This is a genomic window from Nocardia crassostreae (assembly GCF_001613405.1).
Taxonomy (GTDB): domain Bacteria; phylum Actinomycetota; class Actinomycetes; order Mycobacteriales; family Mycobacteriaceae; genus Nocardia; species Nocardia crassostreae.
This window is the reverse complement of the sequence record NZ_BDCH01000010.1, coordinates 14,892-37,700: the sequence shown is the minus strand read 5'-3', so window position 1 is coordinate 37,700 and position 22,809 is coordinate 14,892. Positions and strand designations below refer to the sequence as shown.

The 22,809-nt window shown below is 67.4% G+C and carries 23 protein-coding genes and 1 pseudogene; 16 read left to right on the top strand and 8 right to left on the bottom strand.

The genetic code is table 11. From position 1 onward, the window contains the following. Positions 1-111: 111 nt before the first annotated feature. Positions 112-1,530: a TerD family protein gene (locus NC4_RS04940; RefSeq protein ID WP_067532901.1), complete on the bottom strand. Its 1,419-nt coding sequence runs from the start codon at positions 1,528-1,530 to the stop codon at positions 112-114. Between the two features lie 112 nt (positions 1,531-1,642). Between NC4_RS04940 and NC4_RS04935 the strand changes: the two genes are divergently transcribed. From NC4_RS04935 to NC4_RS04900, 8 genes and pseudogenes are all read left to right on the top strand, one after another. Further along, positions 1,643-2,266 carry an AIM24 family protein gene (locus tag NC4_RS04935; protein ID WP_067532898.1) on the top strand — a complete coding sequence of 208 codons (624 nt, stop codon included), beginning with the start codon at positions 1,643-1,645 and terminating at the stop codon, positions 2,264-2,266. Positions 2,267-2,276: 10 nt separating this feature from the next. Then, positions 2,277-2,983, top strand: a pseudogene (locus NC4_RS04930) (AIM24 family protein). A 7-nt stretch (positions 2,984-2,990) separates the two neighbouring features. Continuing rightward, positions 2,991-3,752, top strand: coding sequence for an AIM24 family protein (locus NC4_RS04925; RefSeq protein ID WP_067532895.1), 762 nt, complete (start codon positions 2,991-2,993; stop codon positions 3,750-3,752). Between the two features lie 98 nt (positions 3,753-3,850). After that, entirely contained in the window at positions 3,851-4,561 is a 711-nt protein-coding gene (locus tag NC4_RS04920; protein WP_067532892.1) for a hypothetical protein, read from the top strand. Positions 4,562-4,643: 82 nt separating this feature from the next. Then, the gene (gene dhaK / locus NC4_RS04915; RefSeq protein ID WP_067532889.1) at positions 4,644-5,636 is read left to right on the top strand and encodes a dihydroxyacetone kinase subunit DhaK; all 993 of its coding nucleotides are present in this window, start codon (positions 4,644-4,646) and stop codon (positions 5,634-5,636) included. Then, positions 5,636-6,241, top strand: a complete 606-nt coding sequence (gene dhaL / locus NC4_RS04910) for a dihydroxyacetone kinase subunit DhaL (RefSeq protein WP_067532886.1) — start codon at positions 5,636-5,638, stop codon at positions 6,239-6,241. The genes dhaK and dhaL overlap by 1 nt, the downstream gene beginning before the upstream one ends. Beyond that, complete coding sequence (gene dhaM, locus NC4_RS04905) at positions 6,238-6,975, top strand: dihydroxyacetone kinase phosphoryl donor subunit DhaM (RefSeq protein ID WP_067532883.1); 738 nt, start codon at positions 6,238-6,240, stop codon at positions 6,973-6,975. Before dhaL ends, dhaM begins: the two co-directional genes overlap by 4 nt. Positions 6,976-7,025: 50 nt before the next feature. Next, positions 7,026-7,772 carry an isocitrate lyase/PEP mutase family protein gene (locus tag NC4_RS04900; RefSeq protein ID WP_067532880.1) on the top strand — a complete coding sequence of 249 codons (747 nt, stop codon included), beginning with the start codon at positions 7,026-7,028 and terminating at the stop codon, positions 7,770-7,772. Positions 7,773-7,850: 78 nt separating this feature from the next. Here NC4_RS04900 and NC4_RS04895 read toward each other — a convergent pair whose 3' ends face one another. The 4 genes from NC4_RS04895 to NC4_RS04880 form a co-directional block, all read right to left on the bottom strand. After that, positions 7,851-8,636 carry an HAD family hydrolase gene (locus NC4_RS04895; RefSeq protein ID WP_067532877.1) on the bottom strand — a complete coding sequence of 262 codons (786 nt, stop codon included), beginning with the start codon at positions 8,634-8,636 and terminating at the stop codon, positions 7,851-7,853. 62 nt (positions 8,637-8,698) lie between these two features. Next, positions 8,699-11,152, bottom strand: a complete 2,454-nt coding sequence (locus tag NC4_RS04890) for a phosphoribosyltransferase (protein WP_084528496.1) — start codon at positions 11,150-11,152, stop codon at positions 8,699-8,701. Further along, complete coding sequence (locus NC4_RS04885) at positions 11,149-12,306, bottom strand: HpcH/HpaI aldolase/citrate lyase family protein (RefSeq protein WP_067533220.1); 1,158 nt, start codon at positions 12,304-12,306, stop codon at positions 11,149-11,151. Before NC4_RS04885 ends, NC4_RS04890 begins: the two co-directional genes overlap by 4 nt. 95 nt (positions 12,307-12,401) lie before the next feature. Continuing rightward, positions 12,402-13,598, bottom strand: coding sequence for a hypothetical protein (locus NC4_RS04880; RefSeq protein ID WP_067532874.1), 1,197 nt, complete (start codon positions 13,596-13,598; stop codon positions 12,402-12,404). A gap of 215 nt (positions 13,599-13,813) precedes the next feature. Here NC4_RS04880 and NC4_RS04875 point away from each other — a divergent pair, with 215 nt between their 5' ends. From NC4_RS04875 to NC4_RS04865, 3 genes are all read left to right on the top strand, one after another. Next, complete coding sequence (locus NC4_RS04875; protein ID WP_067532871.1) at positions 13,814-14,389, top strand: TerD family protein; 576 nt, start codon at positions 13,814-13,816, stop codon at positions 14,387-14,389. A 128-nt stretch (positions 14,390-14,517) separates the two neighbouring features. Next, on the top strand, positions 14,518-15,630 hold the full coding sequence (locus tag NC4_RS04870) for a DUF475 domain-containing protein (protein WP_067532868.1): 1,113 nt from the start codon (positions 14,518-14,520) through the stop codon (positions 15,628-15,630). A 92-nt stretch (positions 15,631-15,722) separates the two neighbouring features. Beyond that, complete coding sequence (locus tag NC4_RS04865) at positions 15,723-16,352, top strand: TerD family protein (protein ID WP_157554286.1); 630 nt, start codon at positions 15,723-15,725, stop codon at positions 16,350-16,352. 4 nt (positions 16,353-16,356) lie between these two features. Here NC4_RS04865 and NC4_RS04860 read toward each other — a convergent pair whose 3' ends face one another. Next, positions 16,357-17,319, bottom strand: a complete 963-nt coding sequence (locus NC4_RS04860; protein ID WP_067532863.1) for a DUF389 domain-containing protein — start codon at positions 17,317-17,319, stop codon at positions 16,357-16,359. 37 nt (positions 17,320-17,356) lie between these two features. Then, positions 17,357-18,265: a DMT family transporter gene (locus NC4_RS04855; RefSeq protein ID WP_245721495.1), complete on the bottom strand. Its 909-nt coding sequence runs from the start codon at positions 18,263-18,265 to the stop codon at positions 17,357-17,359. A gap of 85 nt (positions 18,266-18,350) precedes the next feature. On the opposite strand from NC4_RS04855, the gene NC4_RS04850 reads away from it, so the two are divergent. Beyond that, on the top strand, positions 18,351-18,893 hold the full coding sequence (locus NC4_RS04850) for a CGNR zinc finger domain-containing protein (protein WP_067532861.1): 543 nt from the start codon (positions 18,351-18,353) through the stop codon (positions 18,891-18,893). Here the strand turns inward: NC4_RS04850 and NC4_RS04845 are convergent. Continuing rightward, the gene (locus NC4_RS04845; protein WP_084528494.1) at positions 18,798-20,219 is read right to left on the bottom strand and encodes a glycosyltransferase family 87 protein; all 1,422 of its coding nucleotides are present in this window, start codon (positions 20,217-20,219) and stop codon (positions 18,798-18,800) included. The two genes, NC4_RS04850 and NC4_RS04845, sit on opposite strands and share 96 nt — an antisense overlap. A 297-nt stretch (positions 20,220-20,516) precedes the next feature. Between NC4_RS04845 and rpsF the strand changes: the two genes are divergently transcribed. From rpsF to rplI, 4 genes are all read left to right on the top strand, one after another. Next, positions 20,517-20,807: a 30S ribosomal protein S6 gene (rpsF, locus tag NC4_RS04840; RefSeq protein ID WP_067533214.1), complete on the top strand. Its 291-nt coding sequence runs from the start codon at positions 20,517-20,519 to the stop codon at positions 20,805-20,807. 104 nt (positions 20,808-20,911) lie between these two features. Further along, the gene (locus NC4_RS04835; RefSeq protein WP_067532858.1) at positions 20,912-21,460 is read left to right on the top strand and encodes a single-stranded DNA-binding protein; all 549 of its coding nucleotides are present in this window, start codon (positions 20,912-20,914) and stop codon (positions 21,458-21,460) included. Positions 21,461-21,490: 30 nt separating this feature from the next. Beyond that, a complete protein-coding gene (gene rpsR, locus NC4_RS04830; RefSeq protein WP_067532855.1) occupies positions 21,491-21,760 on the top strand; it encodes a 30S ribosomal protein S18 in 270 nt (89 codons plus the stop codon). 17 nt (positions 21,761-21,777) lie between these two features. Beyond that, entirely contained in the window at positions 21,778-22,233 is a 456-nt protein-coding gene (rplI, locus tag NC4_RS04825) for a 50S ribosomal protein L9 (RefSeq protein ID WP_067532852.1), read from the top strand. The last annotated feature ends 576 nt before the right edge of the window (positions 22,234-22,809 follow it).

Genomic DNA, 22,809 nt, shown 5'->3' with positions numbered 1-22,809 from the left:
GCAAGCCCTGATACCCCGAAGTGTGAGAGGAGCCCCGCGCCTTCGGGCGCGGGGCTCCTCTTATCCGGGGGTTCGGGGGTGAAGCCCCTGAGAGTTACGAGAGTTGTTGTCCTACATTCCGAGGAAGCGGCCTAGTTGGGGGACAGCTTCGCCGGGGTGTTTGGCTTGGAAGCCTTCGCCTATGGCTTCCATTTTCCAGTCGTTGGTGCCGCCAGCGCGGTAGACCTTGGCCATGGCCATGGCGGTGAAGGGCATGCCGCCCGCGAGGGTGTAGCGGGCCAGTTCGGCGTTGTTGGTGCCGTCGATCAGGCGGCAGAAGGCGTTGGCGACCTGTTCGAAGGTGTGGCCCTTGTAGGAGGTGACGATGAACAGGAGGGTGGTGATGTGCTGGGGGATGCGGGTGAGGTCGACCTGGATGACCTCGTCGTCGCCCGCGCCTTCGCCGGTGAGGTTGTCGCCGGAATGGCGGACGGAGCCGTCCTTGGAGGAGAGGCTGCCGTAGTAGACGACATCGGCGGGGTTCATGTCCGCGAAGAGGATGACGGAGGCGTCGAGGTCGATATCGACGGCGCGGCTGCCGAACATGCCGCCGCGCTTCACCGGATCCCAGCCGAGGCCCATCTTCACGAAGGTGAGCGCCGCGCCGCCCTCCTTGCGGAGGTTGACGCGCTGGCCCTTGACCAGGCTGACCGGACGATCCTTGGACAGGTTGATATCGCCGGAGGGCGCGGCCTGCTGACCGGGCGGGGGCGCGTAGCCGCCACCCTGCGGCGGCGGATAACCCTGGCCGGGCTGCGGGAAGCCCTGGCCCTGGGGCGGAAAGCCTTGTCCCGGCGGCGGATAGCCGCCGCCCTGCGGCGGGTAGTCGGGGGCGGGCGGCGGATAGCCCTGGGTCGGCGGGGGATAGCCACCGGCGGGCGCGAACTGTTCGGTCGGCGGCGGGTATCCGCCCGTGGGCTGCGCGGGCGGCGGGTAACTCGCGGGCGCGGGAGGCGGCGGCGGGGGAGCGGCCTGCGTCTGCGGCGCCTCGTTCACCGTCACGCCGTGATCGGTGACCAGCGCCGCGAATCCGCCCGCATAGCCCTGCCCGACCGCGCGCACCTTCCAGCTGCCCTGGCGCCGGTACAGTTCCAGCGCGATCACGATGGATTCGCTGCTGAGCCCCTCGATCCGGTACTCGAACAACGGATTTCCGCCCGCATCGGAGACGAAGACGCTGGGCGCGCTGATGCGCCCGAAGCTGTTGCCGGGATCGTCGAGGGTGATGACCGCCCGGACCTGCTGAATGTCGGCGGGCACAGCGCCCAGCGACACCAGCAGCGAGGCGGGCTGCCCGCCCGGTCCGGGCTGCAGGTTCACCCCCGGCCCGCTGGGCTGGTTGAAGAACACGAAATCGGCGTCCGACCGGACCTTGCCGCTCTCGGTGACCAGCAGTGCGGAGAGATCGGCGGGCGCGGCGATCTGCATGCTGATCACCACGTCATTGACATTCAGAGGGCCGTTCTGGCCCTTCACCAGTGCTGCGGACAAGGTCGACCCTTCGCTTGTCGGTGCGTTCGCTGCCACTCTACGAGAAATCGGGGGCACCAGCCGCCGACCGATCGGTTAGGGTGGCGGCACAGTTCGGAATACGGGGCGGTCGATGGCGCAGCTGTTCGAAAAATCGAAGAAGGTGATCGAGGCTCATCTCGCCGGAACGAGTATCCGTGCGATTTCGGGGTCGATGGTCGCCTATGAGGGCAATGTCCAGTTCAAGAGCGCCGGTTTCGGCGGGGGCGACGGAGTGATCGCGGGCCTGAAACGCCGCGCCACCGGCGAATCCCTCTCGCTCATGGAGTGCACCGGCAACGGCCGGGTGTTCTTCGCGGTGAACGGTCAGCATGTCACGGTGGTGAACCTGAACAACGAGACGCTGCAGGTGGAATCACAGCAGCTGCTCGCCTTCGCCGGAAACCTGCGCACCGATGTGTCTTTCGCGGGCCTGCGCGGCGCGTCGACCGGACAGGGCCTGTTCACCACCACGGTGAGCGGCGTCGGTCAGGTGGCCTTGCTGTCGGCGGGCGGTCCGCTCATTCATCTGGAGGTCTCGCCGCAATATCCGCTGGTGGTGGATCCGGATGCGTTCGTGGCCGCGCGCGGGCAGCTCAATCAGTCGTTCATCACCGATGTCGGCTGGCGGTCCGTAATGAGGCAGGGCGGCGGAGAGGCCTTCTCGCTGCGCTGGGACGGGCAGGGCGCGGTGTTGATCCAGCCCGCCGAGCGGTGAGGTAGAGCGAATGTTCGAGCAGGTCAACGGAAAAGTCGTCAAGGTCAATGTGGCGCAGGCCGGGGGCGTGGTCGCGCGCACCGGCGCCATGCTGTTCTACACCGGCGATGTGTCCTTCTCCCCGCATCAGGTGCCCGGCGCGGGCCAGATGGGCGGTATGGGCGGGCTCATGGGTATGGCCGGGCGCATGATGGCCGGTGAGCACGAGCGCACCATGATGGCGCAGGGGCACGGCGAAGTGCATTACGGCTTCGCGGGTCTGGAGACCCATATCGTGCACATGCAGCCAGGAGCGGTGCTGCGCGTGGAAGCCTCACGGCTTCTTGCCAATACCGCAGGCTTGCAGAGTTCGGTTGTGTCCGTGGCGAGTTCGGGCGGCGGGCAGGGCGGCGGCCGTGGCGGCGGGCTGATGGGCGCGCTGCGCGGTGCGGCGGCCGGGGTGCTCACCGGCCAGGGCATGTTCACCACGCAGATCTCCGGGCAGGGCAGCGCGGTGCTGCTCGGGCACGGCGGGTTCATCGAATTGCCGGTGGGCGGCCAGTATCCGGTGTCGTGGATCCGCAGGCGTTCGTGGCCGCGTACGGCAATGTGCAGACGGAATTGAAGTCGACCATGAGCTGGCGGGATGCGGTCGGGCGCGGCGCGGGTGAGGCCATGCAGTTGCACTGCGTCGGCCAGGGCGTCGTGTATGTGCAAGCCTCGGAACAGAAGCTGTGAGTGTGCGATGAGCCAGATCCTGAACCCGATGAATCTCGGTGAGAGCGACAATATTCCGGGCAACGACTACGCCTTCTGTATTGATCTGCGCAAGCCATGGTTCATGCGCAAGGGCGCCATGATCGCCTACTACGGGCAGATGCAGTTCCAGGCGCTCACCCACGGCCTCCAGGGCGGGCTGATCCACATGGTGTCGCAGCAGTTCTCGGCGCCGCTGTTCACCAATGACTATGTGGTGGCCGAGGGCCAGGGCAAGCTGGTGATCGGCGATCGCGGCTACAACATCAACTCGTTCGACCTGGACAATGGCAATCTGACGGTGCGCGCGGCCAATCTGCTGGCCTTCGAACCGGAGTTGTCGCTGAACCAGTCCATCGTGCCGGGCTTCCTGACGCTCATCGGCACCGGTAAGTTCCTGGCCTCCTCCAACGGCCCGGTCATGTTCGCCGAACCGCCGTTGCGGGTGGATCCGGAATCCCTCGTCGGCTGGGCGGACTGCCCGTCGCCGAGCCATCACTACGACCAGCGCTGGGTGTCGAGCTTCCTGACGGCGGGTGCGGCACGGTTCGGGGTGAACTCCGGTGAGGAGCGGCAGTTCGATTTCACCGGCGCGGGCACCGTGCTGATCCAGTCCAGTGAGAAGGTCATGGACGATTCGCATCTGGTGCGGTCCATCGAGGGCCAGCTGCAGAGCGGGATCACGCCCAATGGCCTGCAGCGGCTGCAGGCCACCATCATGCAGCAGCTGGGCGGGCAGCAGAACTACTGAGGACCACCACCGACCAGGGCACGCTGAGTATTTGCTGTACTTGCGATGGTCGGTCGCTCACCCTTGGCAGGATCGAGCGATTGAGCGACGGTGGACCCGTGGACACGCACGAACAGTACCTCCGGGCCTTCCGGCATCCGGCCGTGTCCCGCGCCCAGCTCGAGGATCTCCTCGACGCGGTGAACGGCTTCCTGGACTCGGTCACGCCCAAGGACGGGGAGTTCGTGCCGCAGGGCGGCTGGGCGCCGGAATCCACCGCCATGGCCTTCCAGATCGGGCGCGCCGTCGAGCAGGTGCTCTCCGAACGCGAGGACGCCGAACGGGAAGTAGTGCGCCGCCGCGATATTCGCGACCGTCTGGTGGCCGCGCTGGACGCGGTGCTGGACTGCCTGCGCACCCTGCCCGATCTGGCCGAGGCCGAGGTCTCGCTGGGCACGACCGCGGTCAACGAGGGCTTCCAGGTATACGAGGACGGCTCGGTGCGCACCACGCCGCAGCAGGAGTCCTTCGCCGACTTGGGCGCGCTGGAACTGCGCCGCGCCGAACTCGACGAGCAGATGACCACCGCGGTCGCGCGCCGCGCCGGGTTGATCGACGACACCCTGGATCTGGTGCGCGAACGCCTGGGGGTTGCCGAGGTCGGTATTCCGTGGGTCATCCTGGCCGCCACCCAGGGCGGCCTGGACGTCTCCGAGCCGTTCGAGTTCGCCGCGCACCATCTGCCGGACTGTGAGCTGCGCGATCTCATGGTGCAACTGGTAACCGATATCGAGCTGGCCCGATCACTAGAGGAGGGTGCTCCCGAATAGCCCGAAACCGGCACCACAGCCGGGTCCGGAGTGCCACGCTGACCGGAGGGGATCCGAACCGGCCTTCGCAGAGGAGATTTCGGTGAAGAAGCTGATCAACGACCCGGTCGAGGTGGTCGACGCCGCGCTGGCCGGTATGGCCGCCGCGCACCCGGAGCTGCGCGTGGACGCCAAGGCGCGAATCGTGGTGCGCGCTGACGCGCCGGTTGCGGGCAAGGTGGGCCTGGTGTCCGGCGGCGGCTCCGGCCACGAACCGCTGCACGCCGGTTTCGTCGGGCTCGGCATGCTCGACGCCGCCTGTCCGGGCGAGATATTCACCTCGCCGGTGCCGGATCAGATCCTGGCCGCCACCACCGCCGTGGACGGCGGGGCCGGGGTGCTGCACATCGTGAAGAACTACACCGGCGATGTCATGAACTTCGAGATGGCCGCTGAACTGGCGGCCGACACCGAGGTGCTGGCGGTGGTGGTGAACGACGATGTGGCGGTGCAGGACAGCACGTACACGGCCGGGCGGCGCGGGGTCGGGGCGACGGTGATCCTGGAGAAGATGGCGGGCGCGGCCGCCGAGGCGGGCCGCCCGCTGGCGGAGGTGGCGCGTATCGCCGAAGCCGTGAACGCCAACTCCCGCAGTATGGGCATGGCGCTCACCTCGTGCACGGTGCCCGCGGTCGGCCGCCCCACCTTCGATCTGGGTGAGGGCGAAATGGAGATCGGCATCGGCATCCACGGCGAACCGGGTCGATTACGCGTGCCGGTGGCCCCGGCCAAGGATGTCGCGGAGATGCTGGTCGAACCGATCCTCGCCGATCTGCCGTTCACCGCCGGTGATCGGGTGCTCTGCTTCCTCAACAGCATGGGCGGGACGCCGCTCATCGAGCTGTATCTCATGTTCGACGAGGTGATGCGAATTCTGCGCGGGCACGGCGTGGAGATCGCGCGGTCGCTGGTCGGCCCGTACATCACCTCGCTCGAAATGGCGGGCTGCTCGGTCACTCTGACCAAACTCGACGATGAACTCACCGCGCTGTGGGACGCGCCCGTTCGCACGCCGTCGCTGCGGTGGGGAATCTGATGACGGCCGTCGACGCGGCGGCGTGGGTGCGCGCCTTCGCCGCCCTCGTCGAGGAGCACGCCGCCGAACTCACCGATCTCGACGCCGCCATCGGCGATGCCGATCACGGGACGAACATGCAGCGCGGTATGGCCGCCGCCGTTGCCGCCCTGGATGATTCGGCCACGGACGCCGAGACGTGCAAGCAGACCGCCATGGTGCTCATCCGCACCATCGGCGGCGCGAGCGGGCCGCTCTACGGCACGTTCTTCCTACGCTTCGCCGGGGCCGTCGAAACCGGTTCGGATATCACCGATTTCGCGCGCGCCTTCCGCGCGGGTCTGGATGGCGTCATTGCCCGCGGTAAGGCGGAGCTCGGCGACAAGACCATGGTCGACGCCCTCGCCCCCGCCGCCGACGCCCTCGACCAGCAGGTCACGGCCCGCGCGACGGTGGCCCTCGATGCGGCGGTCCATGCGGCCGAAGCGGGTCGCGATGCCACGATCCCCCTGGTAGCTCGCAAGGGACGAGCCTCCTATCTCGGCGAACGCAGTGCGGGACATCAGGATCCGGGCGCGACCAGCGCGGCTCTGCTGGTCCGCGCCGCGCGCGAGGCCCTGCGGTGATCGGACTGGTGGTCGTCTCCCACAGCCGCGCCCTCGCCCGCGCCGCCGTCGAGCTCGCGACGGAAATCCTTCCCGATCAACAGGTCCGCATCGAAATCGCCGCGGGCCTCGACGAGAACACCTTCGGCACCGACGCCGTGGCCGTGGCCGACGCCATTACCGCCGCCGATACCGGCGACGGCGTCCTGGTTCTCATGGACCTCGGCAGCGCCGTCCTGTCCGCCGAAACCGCCCTCGAATTCGTCCCCTCCCCCGGCCAGGTCCGATTGAGCGGCGCTCCCCTGGTCGAGGGCCTGGTCACCGCCGTGGCCGCGGCGGGCGGCGGCGCCACCCTCGATTCGGTCGCCTGGGAGGCCGACCACGCCCTCGCCGGAAAACACCTCCAACTCGACCAATCCCCCTCCCCAGCACACCGATACCCCGATCCCCCACCCCCCGGCGCCCCACCCCCGCCCGCCCTGCACCGCGAGGCCCTCATCCTCGTCACCAACCCCCACGGCCTGCACGCCCGCCCGGCAGCCGCCCTGGTAGCCGCCCTCCGCGCCCTCGACGCCGAAGTAGACCTCCGCAACGCCACCACCGGCACCGGCCCCGTCCCCGCCGACAGCCTCACCCGCGTCCTCACCCTCGGCCTCCTCCCCGGCCACCACCTCGCGGTCACCGCCTCCGGCCCCGAAGCCGCCCGCGCCATCCAACTGATCCGCGACCTAGCCACCGGCGAAGCCACCACATAGGCGGGACGAACTCCTTTCGCACCGTGCGCCGATGGAGCAGGATCGGTGGCATGACGTTGAAGGAGAAGGCCGAAGTATTTCTGGGACTGCACAAGCCGGGGGATCCGGTGATTCTGCCGACGGTGTGGGATGCGTGGTCGGCGAAGCTGGTGCAGGAGGGCGGGTTCGCGGCGATCACGGTGGGGAGTCACCCGCTGGCGGACTCGGTGGGTAAGGGGGACGGGGAGGGAATGGATTTCGCCGATGTGACTCGGCGGGTTCGGGAAATCACTGCTGCCGTGGATATTCCGGTGTCGGTGGATCTGGAGTCGGGGTACGGGCTGAAGCCGGGTGACCTCATCGAGGGGCTGCTGGAAGCCGGTGCGGTGGGGTTCAACATCGAGGACACCGTGCACCGTGAGGGGAAGCGGCTGCGCGCCCCGCAGGAGCATGCCGACCTCATCGCGGAGCTGCGGCAGGCGGCCGACGGCACCGGGGTGCACGTGGTGATCAATGCTCGGACGGATGTGATCATGCGTCCCGACGTCACCGGCGACAAGATCGAGGAAGCCCTTTCCCGCCTGCGCCTGTGCGCCACGGCCGGGGCCGATGTCCTCTACCCGGTCGGCGTCCACAATGCCGAGACCCAGCGCCGCCTGTGCTCGGAGCTGCCCCTCCCGGTCAATGCGATCGACTTCCCGGAGAAGGCTTCCCGCGCCCAGTACGCCGAGTTGGGAGCCGCCCGAGTGAGTTTCGGCCCCTTCCTCCAGCGCGCCCTCACCACCGAGGCGACCCGCCTCTTCGAGGCCTGGCGCTGATCTGAAACGACGTCGACCGGGACATGGTGGCGGGGGCTACTCGCGAAATGCCGCCACCAGTTCCCGGTCGATGGTGTTTCAGTCTTGGGGTGGGGCGGATTTGATGAACCAGTTGATGATTTCCTCGCCCGCGAGGATGCCGGTGGCGCGGGTGATGGTGAGGTTGGGGTGGGTCCAGGCGAGGTGTTCCAGTTCGCCGTGGCGGGGGCGGATGGCGGAGTCGGCGGCGCGGAGCATTTCGGCGTCGAGGGCGCCGTCGCCCGCCGCCAGCAGGCGGGCCTCGGGGGAGAGTTCGCCGGAGTCGGTCAGGCGGCGGCGGACTTCGGCCACGGCGCGGCTCTTGCAGACGGCCAGGGGCATGGTGTAGATCTTGCGGCCCTGTTGAGAGGCGGACCAGCCGCGGGGGCGGCACCAGGCGTCCCATTCGGCGAGGAAGCCGTCGGGGAGGTGTTTGGGTTTGACGACCAGGTAGCAGAAGAGGTGGTCGGCCACGCGGAACTTGGTGACGAAGGAATCGTCTATGCGGGAACGGAGTTCGGCATTGACCTCGGAGAGGGTGGCGCTGGTGGCGCGGACCTCGGCGTCGAGGTCGATGCGCCAGCGCATATCGGGGACGCCGTTTTCCAGGATATTGCCGCCATTGGTGGTGATGGCGTAGCGCCAGGGGGCGCCGGGGAGGCGAATGCGGTTGAACTGCTTGATAGTTCGGGTGGTGGTGGGGATGACCGCGGCGGGTTCGGTGAGCGTGCGCATGCGGTCGGCGGCGATAATGGTCATGAAGGACAGCGGCGCGCCCTCCAGGTGTTCCACACAGACCGTGGACAACTCGGGCGTCGCGTCGAAGGCGTTGCGGGAATAGATCATGGTGCGATCGAGATCGGTCGCGATCAGAGTTCTTCTGCGGGATAGTCGTCTTCGGTCCACGATTACTTCTTTACATCCTTGATCAGGCCCATGCAGGCGTAGGCGAGATCGGGCACGACCTCGACGGGTACGCCGCGGGCGGCGGCGAGCATGCGGATGTGCGCGTGTTCGGGGGCGTCGGCCTCGCGGACCAGCACCCGCCACGGGACGCGGCGCAGCAGTACCCGAGTCGTCTCGCCCACACCGGGTTTCACGAAATTCACGCTGGAGATGCCGTAGGTCTCGCGCACCTTCTCCACCGAGGCCCAGCCCGCCCAGGTGGGTGTGCGGTCGGAGTCCAGGACGGCCGCGACATGCTCGGCGACCCGGGGGCGCACGGCGTCGAAGGCGGCGGACACCATATCGAGCAGTCGGCCGGAGACATCGTCGGCGGCGAGCTCTCGATAGAACTTCGCGCCGTGGAAATCGCGCTGTCCGATGAGCTCGGCATTCAGAACCGTGCGTGAAACCAGCCCGGAGACGGTGGAATTCAGGCACGCCGAGGCAATGAGGAAGTCGTCGCGGGTGCCGTAGACGCGCACGCAGGCGCCGGGATCTGCGAGCACGGCGAGTTCGTCGTTGAAGCGCGCGCCGCCCGCCGCGTGATAGGCGTCGAGGGCCTCGGTGAGCTCCCGCGTGATGGCGCCCTTGCCGGTCCACCCGTCGACGAACACGACGTTCGCCGGATCATGATGCCGCGCAAGGTAGTCCAGCGCCACCGCATCGATGCCCCGGTCGCGCACGATGGACACCGCGTAGTGCGGCGCCTCGATCCCGCGCGTCGCCAGCCAGCGCCGCATGAGAATCCCCACCGGCGTACCGGCCCGCGCCAGCGATACGAGCACGACATCCTCGCCCCGCTCGGCCACCACCAGCTCCGCCACCGTGGCCACGGCCAGCGCGAGCCGCTCCGCACTCTCGGCGAGCACCTTGTCGAACAGCTCGCGATAGGCGGCATCCGGCTGATATTCGACCGGCAGCGATTCCGCGTAATGCGCCACCCCGGCCTGAATGCGCTGCTCGCGCTCGGCCACATCGGCTTCCAGATCCACGGTGGAAAGATCCTTCAGCAGCCACGTCACCTCGTCGGCGGCATAGGACCCGAACTCGGGCCCGCGCAAAGGCTCCGGCAGTCCATCATCGAGCTTCCGCGACATGACATTCTCCGAACGGGTGGCGGCCAGTACGCGGGGGTCGGCGGCGGGCAGGACGGCCAGGACGACGTCGGCGCCGGAGGCGGTCAGGACGTCGATGACGCCGCCGGGGGCGGTGAGCTGGTCGGTGTCGGCGGGATCGTCGACGACGACGAGCAGGATCGGTGCGGCGTCGGCGGGTCCCGGCCAGTGCGCGTTGTAGAGGTAGCGCGGGGCTTCGGCGTCGGGTTCCGGTGCGGTGAAGCGGAATCCGCGGCGCAGGGGGTAGCCGGGTTCGTCGAGGACGTAGGCGGGGGAGCGGGTGGTGGTCTGGTAGCAGACGGGGATGCCGTCCTCGGCCAGGGCCGCGGCCAGCCGCAGCGGGAGGTACATGAGTTCTTCGTGGCCGAGCACGATGACCGGGCGCAGGGCGGCGGCCCGGTCGGGGGCGGCGTCGGCGGCAGTGGCCCAGGGCAGGGCGTCGAGTTCGCGCCAGAGCACCTCGGCGGCACGGGTCAGCGCTGCTTCGAAGGGCGCGGTATCGGAGCCGAGGATGCCGTGCCGTCCGCCCTCGGGAACCGTATTCGGCCAGGGGAGTTCGACGCGGGCGAATTCGCCGCGTACGGCGGCGACCGGGTTGAGTTCCGGATCCGGCAGGGCGGCAACGGAATCGACCAGGTCGTCGGGGAGCAGGGTGGCGCCGGAGGCCAGGCAGACGGTGTCGATGCGGGCGCCCAGGTCGGCGGCGGCTTTCTCGAAGGCCGCCCTGTCGGCGTCGGTGCGCATGTCGACCAGCGACGCGAGGATGTAGTGGGAGCGGGGGGTGAACTCGTGCAGGGCGCGGATCGCATCGATGGCGGTTGCGCCGGTGGAGATTTCGTCGTCGACCAGCACCATGGGCAGGTCGTTCATGAAGATCCCGGCGGGCGCGGGCTGGAGCAGATGCGAGGTGGCGTGGGAGTGGCCCTCTTCGAATCCGGTGAGCGTCTCGGCGGTCGGCACATCGCGCCGGGTCGAGTGCAGATAGCAGTCGGCGGCGTTGCGGACGGCCACGCAGTGGCCCAGACCTGTTGCGGTTTCGGCGAATCCGAGCACCACGGCGGGCTGCTCGCCGAGCACCTCGCGCACCAGGTCGCCGAGCCGGTTGCCCGCGTCGATCACCCGGTGCGGATCGGTCGGCAGGTGCTTGCCGAGCACGGTGGAGACCAGCAGGTGCGCGCGCCGCGGATTGCGGCGCAGCCCGGGTTCGATGAGCGCGGGGATCTCCCACCGATCCGGCACGTAGGAGTTCTCGTGCCGCAGCCGCAGGCCCAGTTCCCGGGTCGCCCAGGGCCCGGAACTCACGAGGCCACCAGCGCTTTCAGCAGATCCACGAACGACACTCCCTTATTGGTCACCCCGAACACCCGCGCGCGCAGCATGGTCTGATGCGCCCAGCTGCGGTGCGGTTTCATCTCGTTCATCTTGTTGCGGTACTCCGAGGCCGCGACACCGCCGGAGTCCCGGCCCAGAATGTCGAGCACGTCGGAGTACTCCTCGTGCGTCACCACCGCCAGCGCGTGCACGACGGCCACGTGCGAGGGGTGGATGACGGTCTTGCCCTGGATGCCATTGGTCCGGTCCAGCACGATCTCGCGCAGCAGGCCGTCCAGATCCCGGCTGACCAGGTATTCCCGGAACAGCACCGCGTCCACCTCGGCGAAGGGCGAGGTGCGCAGCAGCGGCCGGAACATGCGGGCGTGATCGGCGAAGTACTCCCAGACCGGGCCGGTGATGATGAAACCGGTGCCGTCGGTGCGCCCGAGGTAGTTGACGATATCGGCGATGACATCGGCCACCACCCGCACGTCGTAGATGGTCAGATCGCGATCGCGGCGAATGCCGAAGGTGGAGCACATATCCGTGGCCCCGATGCGCACCGCGAGCACGCGCTCGCGATGTTCGGTGAGCATGGCCTGGATGCGATGCAGTTCGCTGTCGCGGGTCTGGCGGTGAACCAGTGACGGCGATTCCAGTACGGGCATGCCGAAGATGGTGCGGCCCAGGCGTTCCGACGCGTCGGCGATGGCGTCGAGGTATTTGGTCCCCGAGGCGCTGTCGAACTTGGGGAATACGAAGCCCGTGAGCACCCGCGCGCCCGGTCCGAGCCGTTCCACGATCTCGCCGATGGTGTCGGCATCGCGCACCCGCACGAACAGCAGCGGATACAGATCGGTGCCCGCGCCGAGCTCGTCGAGGGTGGCGACGGCCTGTTTCTTGCCGAATTCCAGGTCGTCGTCGGCGACGGCGTCCTCCAGGTCGATGACCATGGAGATGACCCCGCGTTCGGCGCGCCGCGCGATGGTGGCGGTGAGGTCGGCGCGGGTCGCGGGGACATACAGCGTGGCGCCCAGGGCCATGGCCAGTACGTCGCGGTCGGTGCAGTCGCCGAAGGCCTCGGGCAGCTGATGGAACAGCAGCCGTAGCTCGGGCCCGGGTACCTGCCGGAAGTGCCGCATGGGTTGGCGCTTGTGCAGGGATACGGGGGCGACGTCCGGGCAGGTGGTGATAATCGCGGTCATCGGCCCCCATTTCCTCCTACTAGTCGGTCGGTTCAGCTATCGGTATTTCTCATTCGATCGACAACACCCGCGATGAACGTCGAGATGGCATCGAGTTCGGACACATACGCCCAGTAGTCGGGATGTCGCCCGGTAAGACTGCCCGAGACCCGGTCCAGGCGATCGGACTGGGCGTCGAGCACGGTTCCCCAGCGGTCGACCAAACCGTTGTTCACCGCCAGCATCTGCGCGTCACGCAGCTTGAACCGGACGGCCTTGGCCTTGTCTTGTGGTTGGGCGCGCACCTCACGTAGTAGTGCCAACCGGTCGGTGACGGCGTCGGCCTGTTCCTCGGCGGCGGCGAGTTGCGCGCGGGCGGATGTGGTCAGCTCAAGGGTTTGCTCCGGGTCGTTGTTCTGCAATGCGGCCCGGGCTCGTGACAGTTCCGCGTCGGCGGCGTCGATGGCTCGGTGGGCTTCCCGTTCATTGTTGGCCAAATCCGCCGAACTCGCAGCATGGAACTCCCGGAGCAGCGCGGACACGGCGGGGGGAATGCGCTCGGCGCGATGCCGGGCCGCGGCCAGCCGGGTCGCGGCCGAGGCGAGGGCGGTGGTCGCCGAATGCTGTTTGCCCGGTGCGTCTTCCAGGGCCCTTGACAGGGTTCGGGTATCCGCCTCCAAGCGCGTCGCGGCCTCACGCGCCACACCCGCACCGGAGCCGCCCGCCGCCTCGAGTGTGACCAGACCCTCATCCACCGCGGCCGCGGCGCGGCGCACCGACGGGTATCCGGCATACGGCGAGGCGGCGGCCGCCTCCCGCGCCTGCCGCGCGGCCGCCCGCACCTGGGTCACCAATTGCGGCACCGTGCCGTGCACGGCGACGGCGTGCTCGAGATGGGCCTGCTGGGCGCGATAGAACTCGTCCACGCCCCGCGCGGCCTCGGCCAGGGTGCGCACCTGCGCGTCGAGTTCGGCCTGCGGGATCCGGACGCCGTCGCGTTCGGCCTGGTCGAGCCGTTCGCTGAGAGCCAAATAGCTGCCCGCGGCCTCGTAGCAGCGCGCCCGCACCGGTTCCCACAGCTGCGCCAGCCCGCGTTCCGGGAAGAGCTGCGCCGAGGCCGCCACGCCGGAGTCGGCAATGCTCTGGCGGCGATCCATGTCCAGGAAGGCGGCCGTCAGCGCCTGCCGGGCCTGTTGAACCCATTCATTGTCCCGAGAGGTGCGGAACCATCCCCGCCTACGGCCTGCCACGCCCCGATGGTAGGCAACCGTTCACACCGTCGGCGAGTATCACGATCTGTACAGGGACATGTCGCGAGACAGGGTTGTCACGCATGATGTCCTCGGTTTGTTCATGCACAGACCCGCCGAAAGCTACTACTGTCGTACTGGCGGACACCGGCAATTCGGACATGCCGCAATACAAACAACGCTAGAAACACATTCCAACGGAAGGGATTCCCCGCATGGGTGTCAGTTTGTCCAAGGGCGGCAATGTTTCGCTGACGAAGCAGGCTCCGAATCTGACCGCCGTGTCGGTCGGCCTGGTCTGGGATGTGCGAACCACCACCGGGACCGACTTCGACCTGGACGCGAGCGCCATCGCGACCGGCGCCGACAAGAAGGTCGTTTCGGACAAGCACTTCGTCTTCTTCAACAACCTGTCCTCCCCCGAAGGCGCCATCGTGCACGCCGGCGACAACCGCACCGGTGAGGGCGAGGGCGACGACGAGGTCATCAATGTCGACCTGGCCGCGACCCCGCCGACCATCGAGTCCATCTTCTTCCCGGTCTCGATCTACGAAGCCGACTCGCGCAGCCAGTCCTTCGGCCAGGTCCGCAACGCCTACATCCGCGTCGTCGACCGCGCCAACGGCACCGAGCTGGCCCGCTACGACCTGAGCGAGGACGCCTCCACCGAGACCGCCATGGTCTTCGGCGAGCTGTACCGCAATGGCGCCGAGTGGAAGTTCCGCGCCATCGGCCAGGGCTACGCCTCCGGCCTGTCGGGCATCGCCCGCGACTACGGCGTCAACGTCTGATCGAATAACCGACGCACCAGGGGGGCTCGGGCGTGCGAGCCCTCCCTCGTGCGACGATCCTCGGCGCAAGCCGAAGATAGAACCGAGCCCCGAGCGATTCGCGGCACAACCCGAAAGGCCCCCTCGCGGTGCGCATATTTGGCCTCTCCATCATCGTCACGGTGCTGTCCCTCGCGGTGGCATTCGTGTACGGCGGACCGACAGCACTGGCACTGTGCGCCATTCTGGGTATCCTCGAGGTGTCGCTGTCGTTCGACAACGCCGTCATCAACGCCACCGTCCTGCAGCGGATGAGCGAGTTCTGGCAGAAGATCTTCCTAACCGTCGGCATTCTGATCGCCGTCTTCGGTATGCGCCTGGTGTTCCCGCTGGCGATCGTGTGGATCACCGCGGGTCTCAACCCGGTCGAGGCCTTCGACCTGGCGCTGAATCCGCCGCCGAACGACGCGCTCACCTTCCCGGACGGCAGCCCCAGCTACGAGAAGCTGCTGACCGACGCGCACCCGCAGATCGCCTCCTTCGGCGGCGCGTTCCTGCTGCTGCTGTTCCTGAACTTCATTCTCGAGGAGCGCGATATCGTGTGGCTCGGCTGGCTGGAGCGGCCGCTGGCCAAGCTCGGCAAGCTGGACATGCTCGCGGTCGTGCTGGCCCTGGTCGGCGTGGTGCTGGCCGCGGAGTTCGCCGCCGACGAGGCGCACCGCTCCACCGTGCTGCTGGGCGGCATTCTCGGCATCGTGACCTACATCGTGGTGGACGGCCTCGGTTCCATGTTCCACACCGAGGAGATGGTCGAGGAGGCCGAGCACTCCGGGCCGTCCGGACTGGTCAAGGCCACCGGCAAGGCGGGCTTCTTCCTGTTCCTCTACCTGGAGGTCCTCGACGCCTCGTTCTCCTTCGACGGTGTCATCGGCGCGTTCGCCATCACCTCGGACCCGATCCTCATCGCACTGGGCCTGGGTCTGATCGGCGCCATGTTCGTCCGGTCCATCACCGTGTACCTGGTGCGCAAGGGCACGCTGTCGGAGTACGTGTACCTTGAGCACGGTGCGCACTGGGCCATCGGCGCGCTGGCGGTCATCCTGCTGGTGTCGATCGGCGTGCACATCAACGAGCTGCTCACCGGCATGATCGGCGTCGCCTTCATCGGCGCGGCGTTCATCACCAGCATTATTCGCAATCGCCGCGAGGGCGGCGACGAGCCGGAAAGCGTGAGCGACAAGGAAGCCACGCCGGTAGGCTGAGCGGATAATCCGCGAACTCCCGCGCCCGTCACGCGATTTCGCGTGACGGGCGCGGTGCGTTTCATGAAGATCCCTGAGGGGGGATGGTATTCATGACGTCTCAGCAGCCCGGTTCCGGCGGCGTCAACCTCGGCAAAGTCACCCTGTCCAAGACCACCCCGTCGGTGAAGCTCACCAAACCCGGTGACAGCCACGGCGTCATGCGGGTGAATCTGAACTGGTCACAAGGCAAGAAGCGGGGGCTGTTCCGGCGGTCGGGCGCCGTCGATCTCGATCTGGCCTGTCTCTACGAGCTCGCCGACGGCCGCAAGGGCGTCGTGCAGGCGCTGGGCAACAACTTCGGCGCGCTGCACGCCGCGCCGTTCATCTTCCTCGACGGCGACGATCGCAGCGGGGAGGCGACCGGCGGCGAGAACATGCACGTGAATCTGGAGCGGCCCGAGATCTTCAAGCGCGTGCTCATCTTCGCCTACATCTATGAGGGCGTTGCCAATTGGGCCGCCGCCGACGGCGTGGTGATACTGTTCCTGACCGTGGGCCCGCAGATCGAGGTGCGGCTGGACTCGCCGGTGGACGGGGCGCGCTCCTGCGCCATCGCGCTGTTGCGGAACAGCGGCGGCGAGCTGACGGTGCAGCGGGAAGTCCGGTACATCAATGGAAATCAGCGCGCCATCGACGAGGCCTACGGGTGGGGCATGAACTGGGCGCCCGCGCGGAAGTAGCCGATCACAGCATGCGGCGGGGCAAGGCCATCGACTTGGCCCGCCGCACCGAGATCCGCGACCAGACCGCCTGCTGGAAGGCCAGCGTCGCCCAACCCGCCGCAGCCATGCCCGCAATATTCACGAACAGCTGCAGGGTGCTGCCCCAGATCGCCGAGCCGACGCCGAATGCCGTTCCGAGCGCGATATTTCCGGCGGCCGGAATGGTGGTGACGGAGATGAAGACGCCGGACAGACCACCCGCCTTCGAGGAGGTCAGCGCGAGCACGCCCGCGGCGCCCGCCACCACGGCCACGATGAACGACCATTTGTCCGGGGTGTAGATGAAGGCGGTACTCGGGCGCGGGCCGGTGACATCGTCGATGGTGATCCAGCCGAGCGCGCGCCCGATGAGGGTCAGCACGATGGTGATCAGGATGGCGGCGACGAAGCCCAGCCCCAGCGTGCGAATCGCCAGGCGCCCCAACACCCAGCGCCGCCGCACCAGGGCGACGCCCAGGGCGGCGATGGCGCCGAATTCGGGACCTAGCACCATGGCGCCGATGACCAGGATCTGCGAATCCAGCACGATGGCGATGGTGGCGATGACGGTGGCCAGGGTCATGAAACTCAAGAACGTCCAGTTGAGTTCGCTCTCCTCGTAGGAGCGCTGCGCCACCTCCGCCCACACCACGGCATCGGCGCTGCTGCCCGGTGTGCGAATCTCGGCCTCGAACCCCTTGCGCGACAACCAGGTTCCCACCGGCTCCAATTCGATGGAGCCGACGTGGTGCACCCGCAGGGCGCGCAGGTTCTGCACGATGTCGTTGGCGCCCTCCCGGGCCACCTGCGCCATGATCAGATCGCCGGGCGGGCGCACGGCCGCGCCGCGGAAGACGGCCAATCCACTGACGGCCTCGTCCTTGTCGAGCAGCGCGACGATCTCGTCGGTCATACCGTCCGGAGCCATGACACGCAGGTGCAGCATGGGGATCAGTCTGCCCTGCCAGCGGCTTTACGGCCTCTTATCGGTGTGAAACCGCCAGCGGTGTCGCCGGTTCCGGCAGCGGCGCGGGCCGCACCGCCCGGCGGGTGGCCAGCACCATGCCCACCAGCCCGGCGCTCAGCCCGGCAATGGTCAACGGGCCCACCCGCTGATCGATGAGCCACCAGGCCAGCAGTGCGGTCACCGCGGGGGTCGCGAACAGGAAGCGGCCGACGCGCGTGTTGTCCCAGCGCAACAGCAGGTGGTTGAACAGCAGGAAGGCGGCCATGGAATTGATCAGCACCATCCACGCCATGGCGGAGGCGAAACGGCCCGGATCGGAGATGTGGAAGTCGTTGCCGAGCAGGGCCAGCAGACCGGCGAACGGAGCGCTGACGGTGACGTGCAGGGCGGTGGCGGCGCGCGGATCGATGCCGGGGGTGAAGCGCTTCTGGTACACGGTGCCGAGGCTGAGTCCGGCCAGGCCAAGCACGCAGAGCAGCAGGCCGGTCACCGTGAAGGTGGATTGGTCCACGACCGCCAATCCGACTCCGAGACCGCCGATTCCGAAGCCGAGCCATTGGCGCGGGGTGACGGTTTCACCGAGAACGCCCGCGAAGACGGCGATCACGACCGGGCTCAGGCCCTGGACGAGCGCGATGACGGCGGCGCTGACGTGCTGGCTCATGGCGGTGTAGAAGCCGCCGAACTGGACGATCTGCATGAGCAGGCCCGCTACGAGGGTGTGCCCGAGCAGTCGCCCGCGGGGCCAGACGGCGCGTGCGAGGAGTCCGTAGCCGAGCAGGAGTGCGCCCGCCACCGCGAAGCGGGTGAACAGCACCAGCATGGGCGGGGCCGCGCCGACGCCGATGATGCCCGCGATGAAGGCGCTGCTCCACATGAGGATCAGGGCCGGTGGCGCGGTGAGTTCGAACAGCCGGTTATCCACGAGACCTCCTACCGAGTAACCACCCAAGACGGTTATTACCGTGGCATCGCGCTCGGTAACCTGTCAAAGCGGTTACTATGAGGAGGTGTTCACTTTCGTCAGCGGCAATCTCACGCTGGACTTCATCGGCACGGTGAAGGGTCGGCGCAGCTACGCGGCCGATCTGCTGGAAACGCCCGCCGATCTGGGGAGCTGGACCATCGCGGCGGGGCTGCTGGATCGCGAACCGGACTGCGATGCGGCCACCCTGAAGCAGGGCGTGCGGCTCCGGGAGGCGGTCTATCGCATGGCCCTGGCGGCCATGGGCGGCCCGGCCGTCGCCGATGCCGATCGCGCACTGGTCAATTCGCTCGCGCACGGCCCTCTACCGGAGATCACGCTGCGCGCCGACGGCGGCGTGCGGCGCATCGGCGACGCGGACAGCGCACTGGCCGAAATCGCCCGCAGCGCGGTCGAATTGTTCGGCGGACCGGATCGCGATCGGATCAAGGAATGCGGGCGACCGGAATGCACCCGGCTCTATATCGACACCTCACGCGGCGGTTCGCGCCGTTGGTGCGATATGACCGTATGCGGAAACCGGGCCAAGAGCGCGGCCTTCCGCGCCCGGCATACCGAATCGGCCTAGCTGCCGCGGGCGCGCCGACACGAAGGCGAAGAAGAACGCCACCAGCAGCACCGCGCGACCCCAGACGCCGAATTGCACTATGTGCTCGGAGAATTCGGCCGGACGACCGGAACCCAGGGCATAGAAGTAGCGGAATACGCCGATGCCGATGGCGGCGTCGGCCAGCAGATAGACGCCGATCAGCGACCAGCGGACCTCGAGCAGCACCAGGAACGGGATCAGCCACAGCGTGTACTGCGGGGAATGCACCTTGTGGAACAACAGGAATCCACACAGCATGGCCCCGCTCACGCCGATCCACGGGAAGACGCCGGTGAGCACCTGACGGCGCATCCCCAGCCAGACCGCCAGCCCGAAGGATGCCAGCACCAGCAGCGGCGAGGCCGTCGACACCACATCTTGGAAGGTGGCCTCGGAATCGGCGGAAGCGCCGAACATGGGCCGCAGACCCCAGTACCAGATGGAGTTCGTGGTGATGTCGGCCTGGCGCAATTGCTGGAAGGTGATCGACGCGCGCCAACCCTCGTAACCGGCCAGCGCGAACGGCAGGTTGATCAGCACCACCGTGGTGATCGCCGCCCCGGCCACGGCAATCGCGCCGCGCACGTCGTAGCGCCGCGGCTGCCAATAATCGGTGCTGTCCGGCTCGCCCAGCAGCACGTGAATCAGCAACGGCAGCACGAAGATTCCCGGATACAACTTCAGGCAGAATCCGATGCCCAGCAGTACGGCCGCCACGATTCCCCTGGCCCGCAACGAATATCGGGTCATGGTCGTCACCACGTAGATCGCGGCGACGGCGGTGAACACCACCGGCAATTCCCAATTGTGGAAGGCGTAGAGCACCAGCGGCGGCCCGGCCGCCCACAATAGCGCCGCCCGACCGCCCAGTTTGGCCAGCATATACGCGGTCAGCAGCGCGAACGGCGCCAGCAGCAAGGCCGAATGCCGCAGGAACGCGGCATCATCGTGCGCGCCGAGCGCGCCCAGCCACATGAGCAGCCCGCTCAGCACCGGATATTCGACGACACCGCCGGTGAGCGCCCCGTCCGCGGTGATACCGCCGGACAGATATGGGAAGACGTGCTCATTGATATCGCGCCCCAGCCACAGCAGCTGGATATCCGAATAACAGACGTCCCGGTCCTTGTAGATATCGAAGATCGTGCTGCGCCCCGAACCGTCGAACGGCGCACCCGCGCACCGCGCCTTGTTGAAATAGGCGAGCAGCAATGTGACACCGCACACCAGCACCGAGGTGAGGGCGATCACCGAGCCCGCCGCACGCCCGGTAACCCGATCGGCAGTGACAGGTCGGTTCGACATGGGCACCACCCTAGGCGGAGCGACCCGCCGACCGCTCGTTTTGCCCGGGCGACCGGGCTCTTCGGTGGTTCTCGGAACGTGACGACTGATCTCGTGAGGTCCGGGTAACTCCCGGGGTACGCCCACAGTCGGGTCGGCTCCCAACCGCCGGCACGCGTGCCCGACGGTCAACGGCTCCCAGCCTGGCGCTAAAGGCTCGGGGAGGCGGTGCTAGCCTTGTCGGGTTGCTGACGCAACGAACCCTCCTGCCATGGAAAGTCCATGGCCGTTCACAGTCCGCAGGAGGTGATGAGGTCCGTGCGTCATTATGAAGTGATGGTTATTCTCGATCCGAGCCTGGACGAGCGCACCGTTGGCCCGAACCTGAACACGATGCTCGGCGTCGTTGGTCAGGAAGGTGGCAAGGTCGACAACGTCGATATCTGGGGCCGCCGTCGTCTGGCTTACGAAATCGGCAAGCAGAGCGAAGGCATTTACGCGGTCGTCACCCTGACCGCCGAATCCGCCACCGTGAGCGAGCTCGACCGCCAGCTGGGGCTGAACGAGTCGGTGCTGCGCACCAAGGTGCTGCGCCTCGACAAGAAGTAGCCCGTCCTCCCGCACGTGCACTCGTAACCGTCGGTGCCTATCTCTAGGCTGACTGGCAACAGCGCGAGTGCAATTGCGGACTGCACCGGAAAGCAGGAGGAACCATGGCAGCAGGCGACACGGTCATTACCGTCATCGGAAACCTGACGGCTGACCCCGAGCTTCGATTCACGCCCGCGGGAGCGGCCGTCGCGAACTTCACCGTCGCGTCGACTCCCCGTGTGTTCGACCGTAATACCAATGAATGGAAAGACGGCGAAGCGCTTTTCCTGCGCTGCAACATCTGGCGTGAAGCTGCGGAGAATGTCGCCGAGAGCCTGACCCGAGGCTCACGAGTGATCGTGAGCGGACGACTCAAGCAGCGCTCCTATGAAACCCGCGAGGGTGAGAAGCGCACGGTCGTCGAACTCGAGGTCGACGAGGTCGGTCCTTCCCTGAAGTACGCGACCGCGAAGATCAACAAGACCACCCGTGGCGGTGGTGGCGGAGGCTTCAGCGGTGGCGGCGGCCAGGGTGGCGGCGGCGGGTTCTCCGGTGGTGGCAGTGGCGGCGGTCGTGGCGGCCAGCAGAGTGCTGGCGACGACCCGTGGGGCAGTGCGCCCGCGGCCGGCTCCTTCGGGGGCGGCCAGAGGGATGACGAACCGCCGTTCTAAGGAACGGCTTTCAGACTTGGAGTAAAGACAATGGCCAAAGCACCGGCACGCGAAAAGGTGCTCAAGAAGAAGGCCTGCTCCTTCTGCAAGGAAGACAAAGCAGGCAAGAAGAACAGCACCGCTGGTGCCAAGATCGATTACAAGGACACCGCGCTGCTGCGCAAGTACGTGTCCGATCGCGGCAAGATCCGCGCGCGCCGGGTGACCGGCAACTGCGTGCAGCACCAGCGCGATATCGCTGTCGCCGTCAAGAACTCGCGTGAGGTGGCCCTGCTGCCTTACGTGTCCACGGCTCGCTGAGAAGGGAAGGCACAGCAATGAAGTTGATTCTGACTGCTGATGTGGATCACCTCGGTGCGCCCGGCGACACCGTTGAGGTCAAGGACGGCTACGGCCGCAACTACCTGCTGCCCCGCGGCCTGGCGATCGTCGCCACTCGTGCTGCGGAGAAGCAGGTCGAGGGCATCCGCCGGGCGCAGGACGCCCGCAAGGTGCGCGACCTGGACCACGCCAACGAGCTGAAGCAGGCCATCGAGGGCCTGGCCGCCGTGACGCTGTCGGTGAAGACCGCCGGCACCGGCAAGCTCTTCGGTTCGGTCACCGCCGCCGATGTCGCCGCCGCCATCAAGGCCGCCGGTGGCCCGGTGGTCGACAAGCGCAGCATCGAGCTGCCGAAGGCTCACATCAAGAGCACCGGCAAGCACGGCGTCGTGGTGCACCTGCACCCGAACGTCGCCGCCAAGTTCGACCTGCAGGTCAACGCCGCCGAATAACACCCACCCGCCGCCCCGCGTACTTAGCGCACGGCTGAGAGCCGTAGCCAGTCGAGTACGCGTGGCGGCGGTTTGGTGCGTGGCTCGATTCTGGGCGTACCCGGTGAGTTACCCGCACCCTACGAGATCAGTTGTCACCTTTGGCGACTGATCGATCTGTGTTTGCCAGGTAGTGCTTCCGGGTTGCCCGGGAGTCGCTTTTTGGTGTCTCGGGCGGTGGTGGCGGGTCCTCGATCCGCATGACTGGCAGCGTTTGCCCGGGGTGTGGATTACTAAGCAAACCAACCATTCTCGTTGTGTGTCAGGTCACAAGCTGGGCATACGTTGTTCACCCAACACGCCCGGACGCCGTCGTCCAGCGACACGCCGCACAGTTTTGATCCACAGTTGCGCACCTCGAGAAATAGGTCACTACCTGCACGTTGACCAATCCGACCCACTGTTGTCCCCAAGTAATACACAGGGGGTGCACAACAGCGGGTGAACAACCCCCACCTTGTCCACAGTTGTGTGCACAGCTCGGTTTGGCACCTGCCCATCCGGTCGCCTAGGTTCGCATCCATTGTCGTGACCACA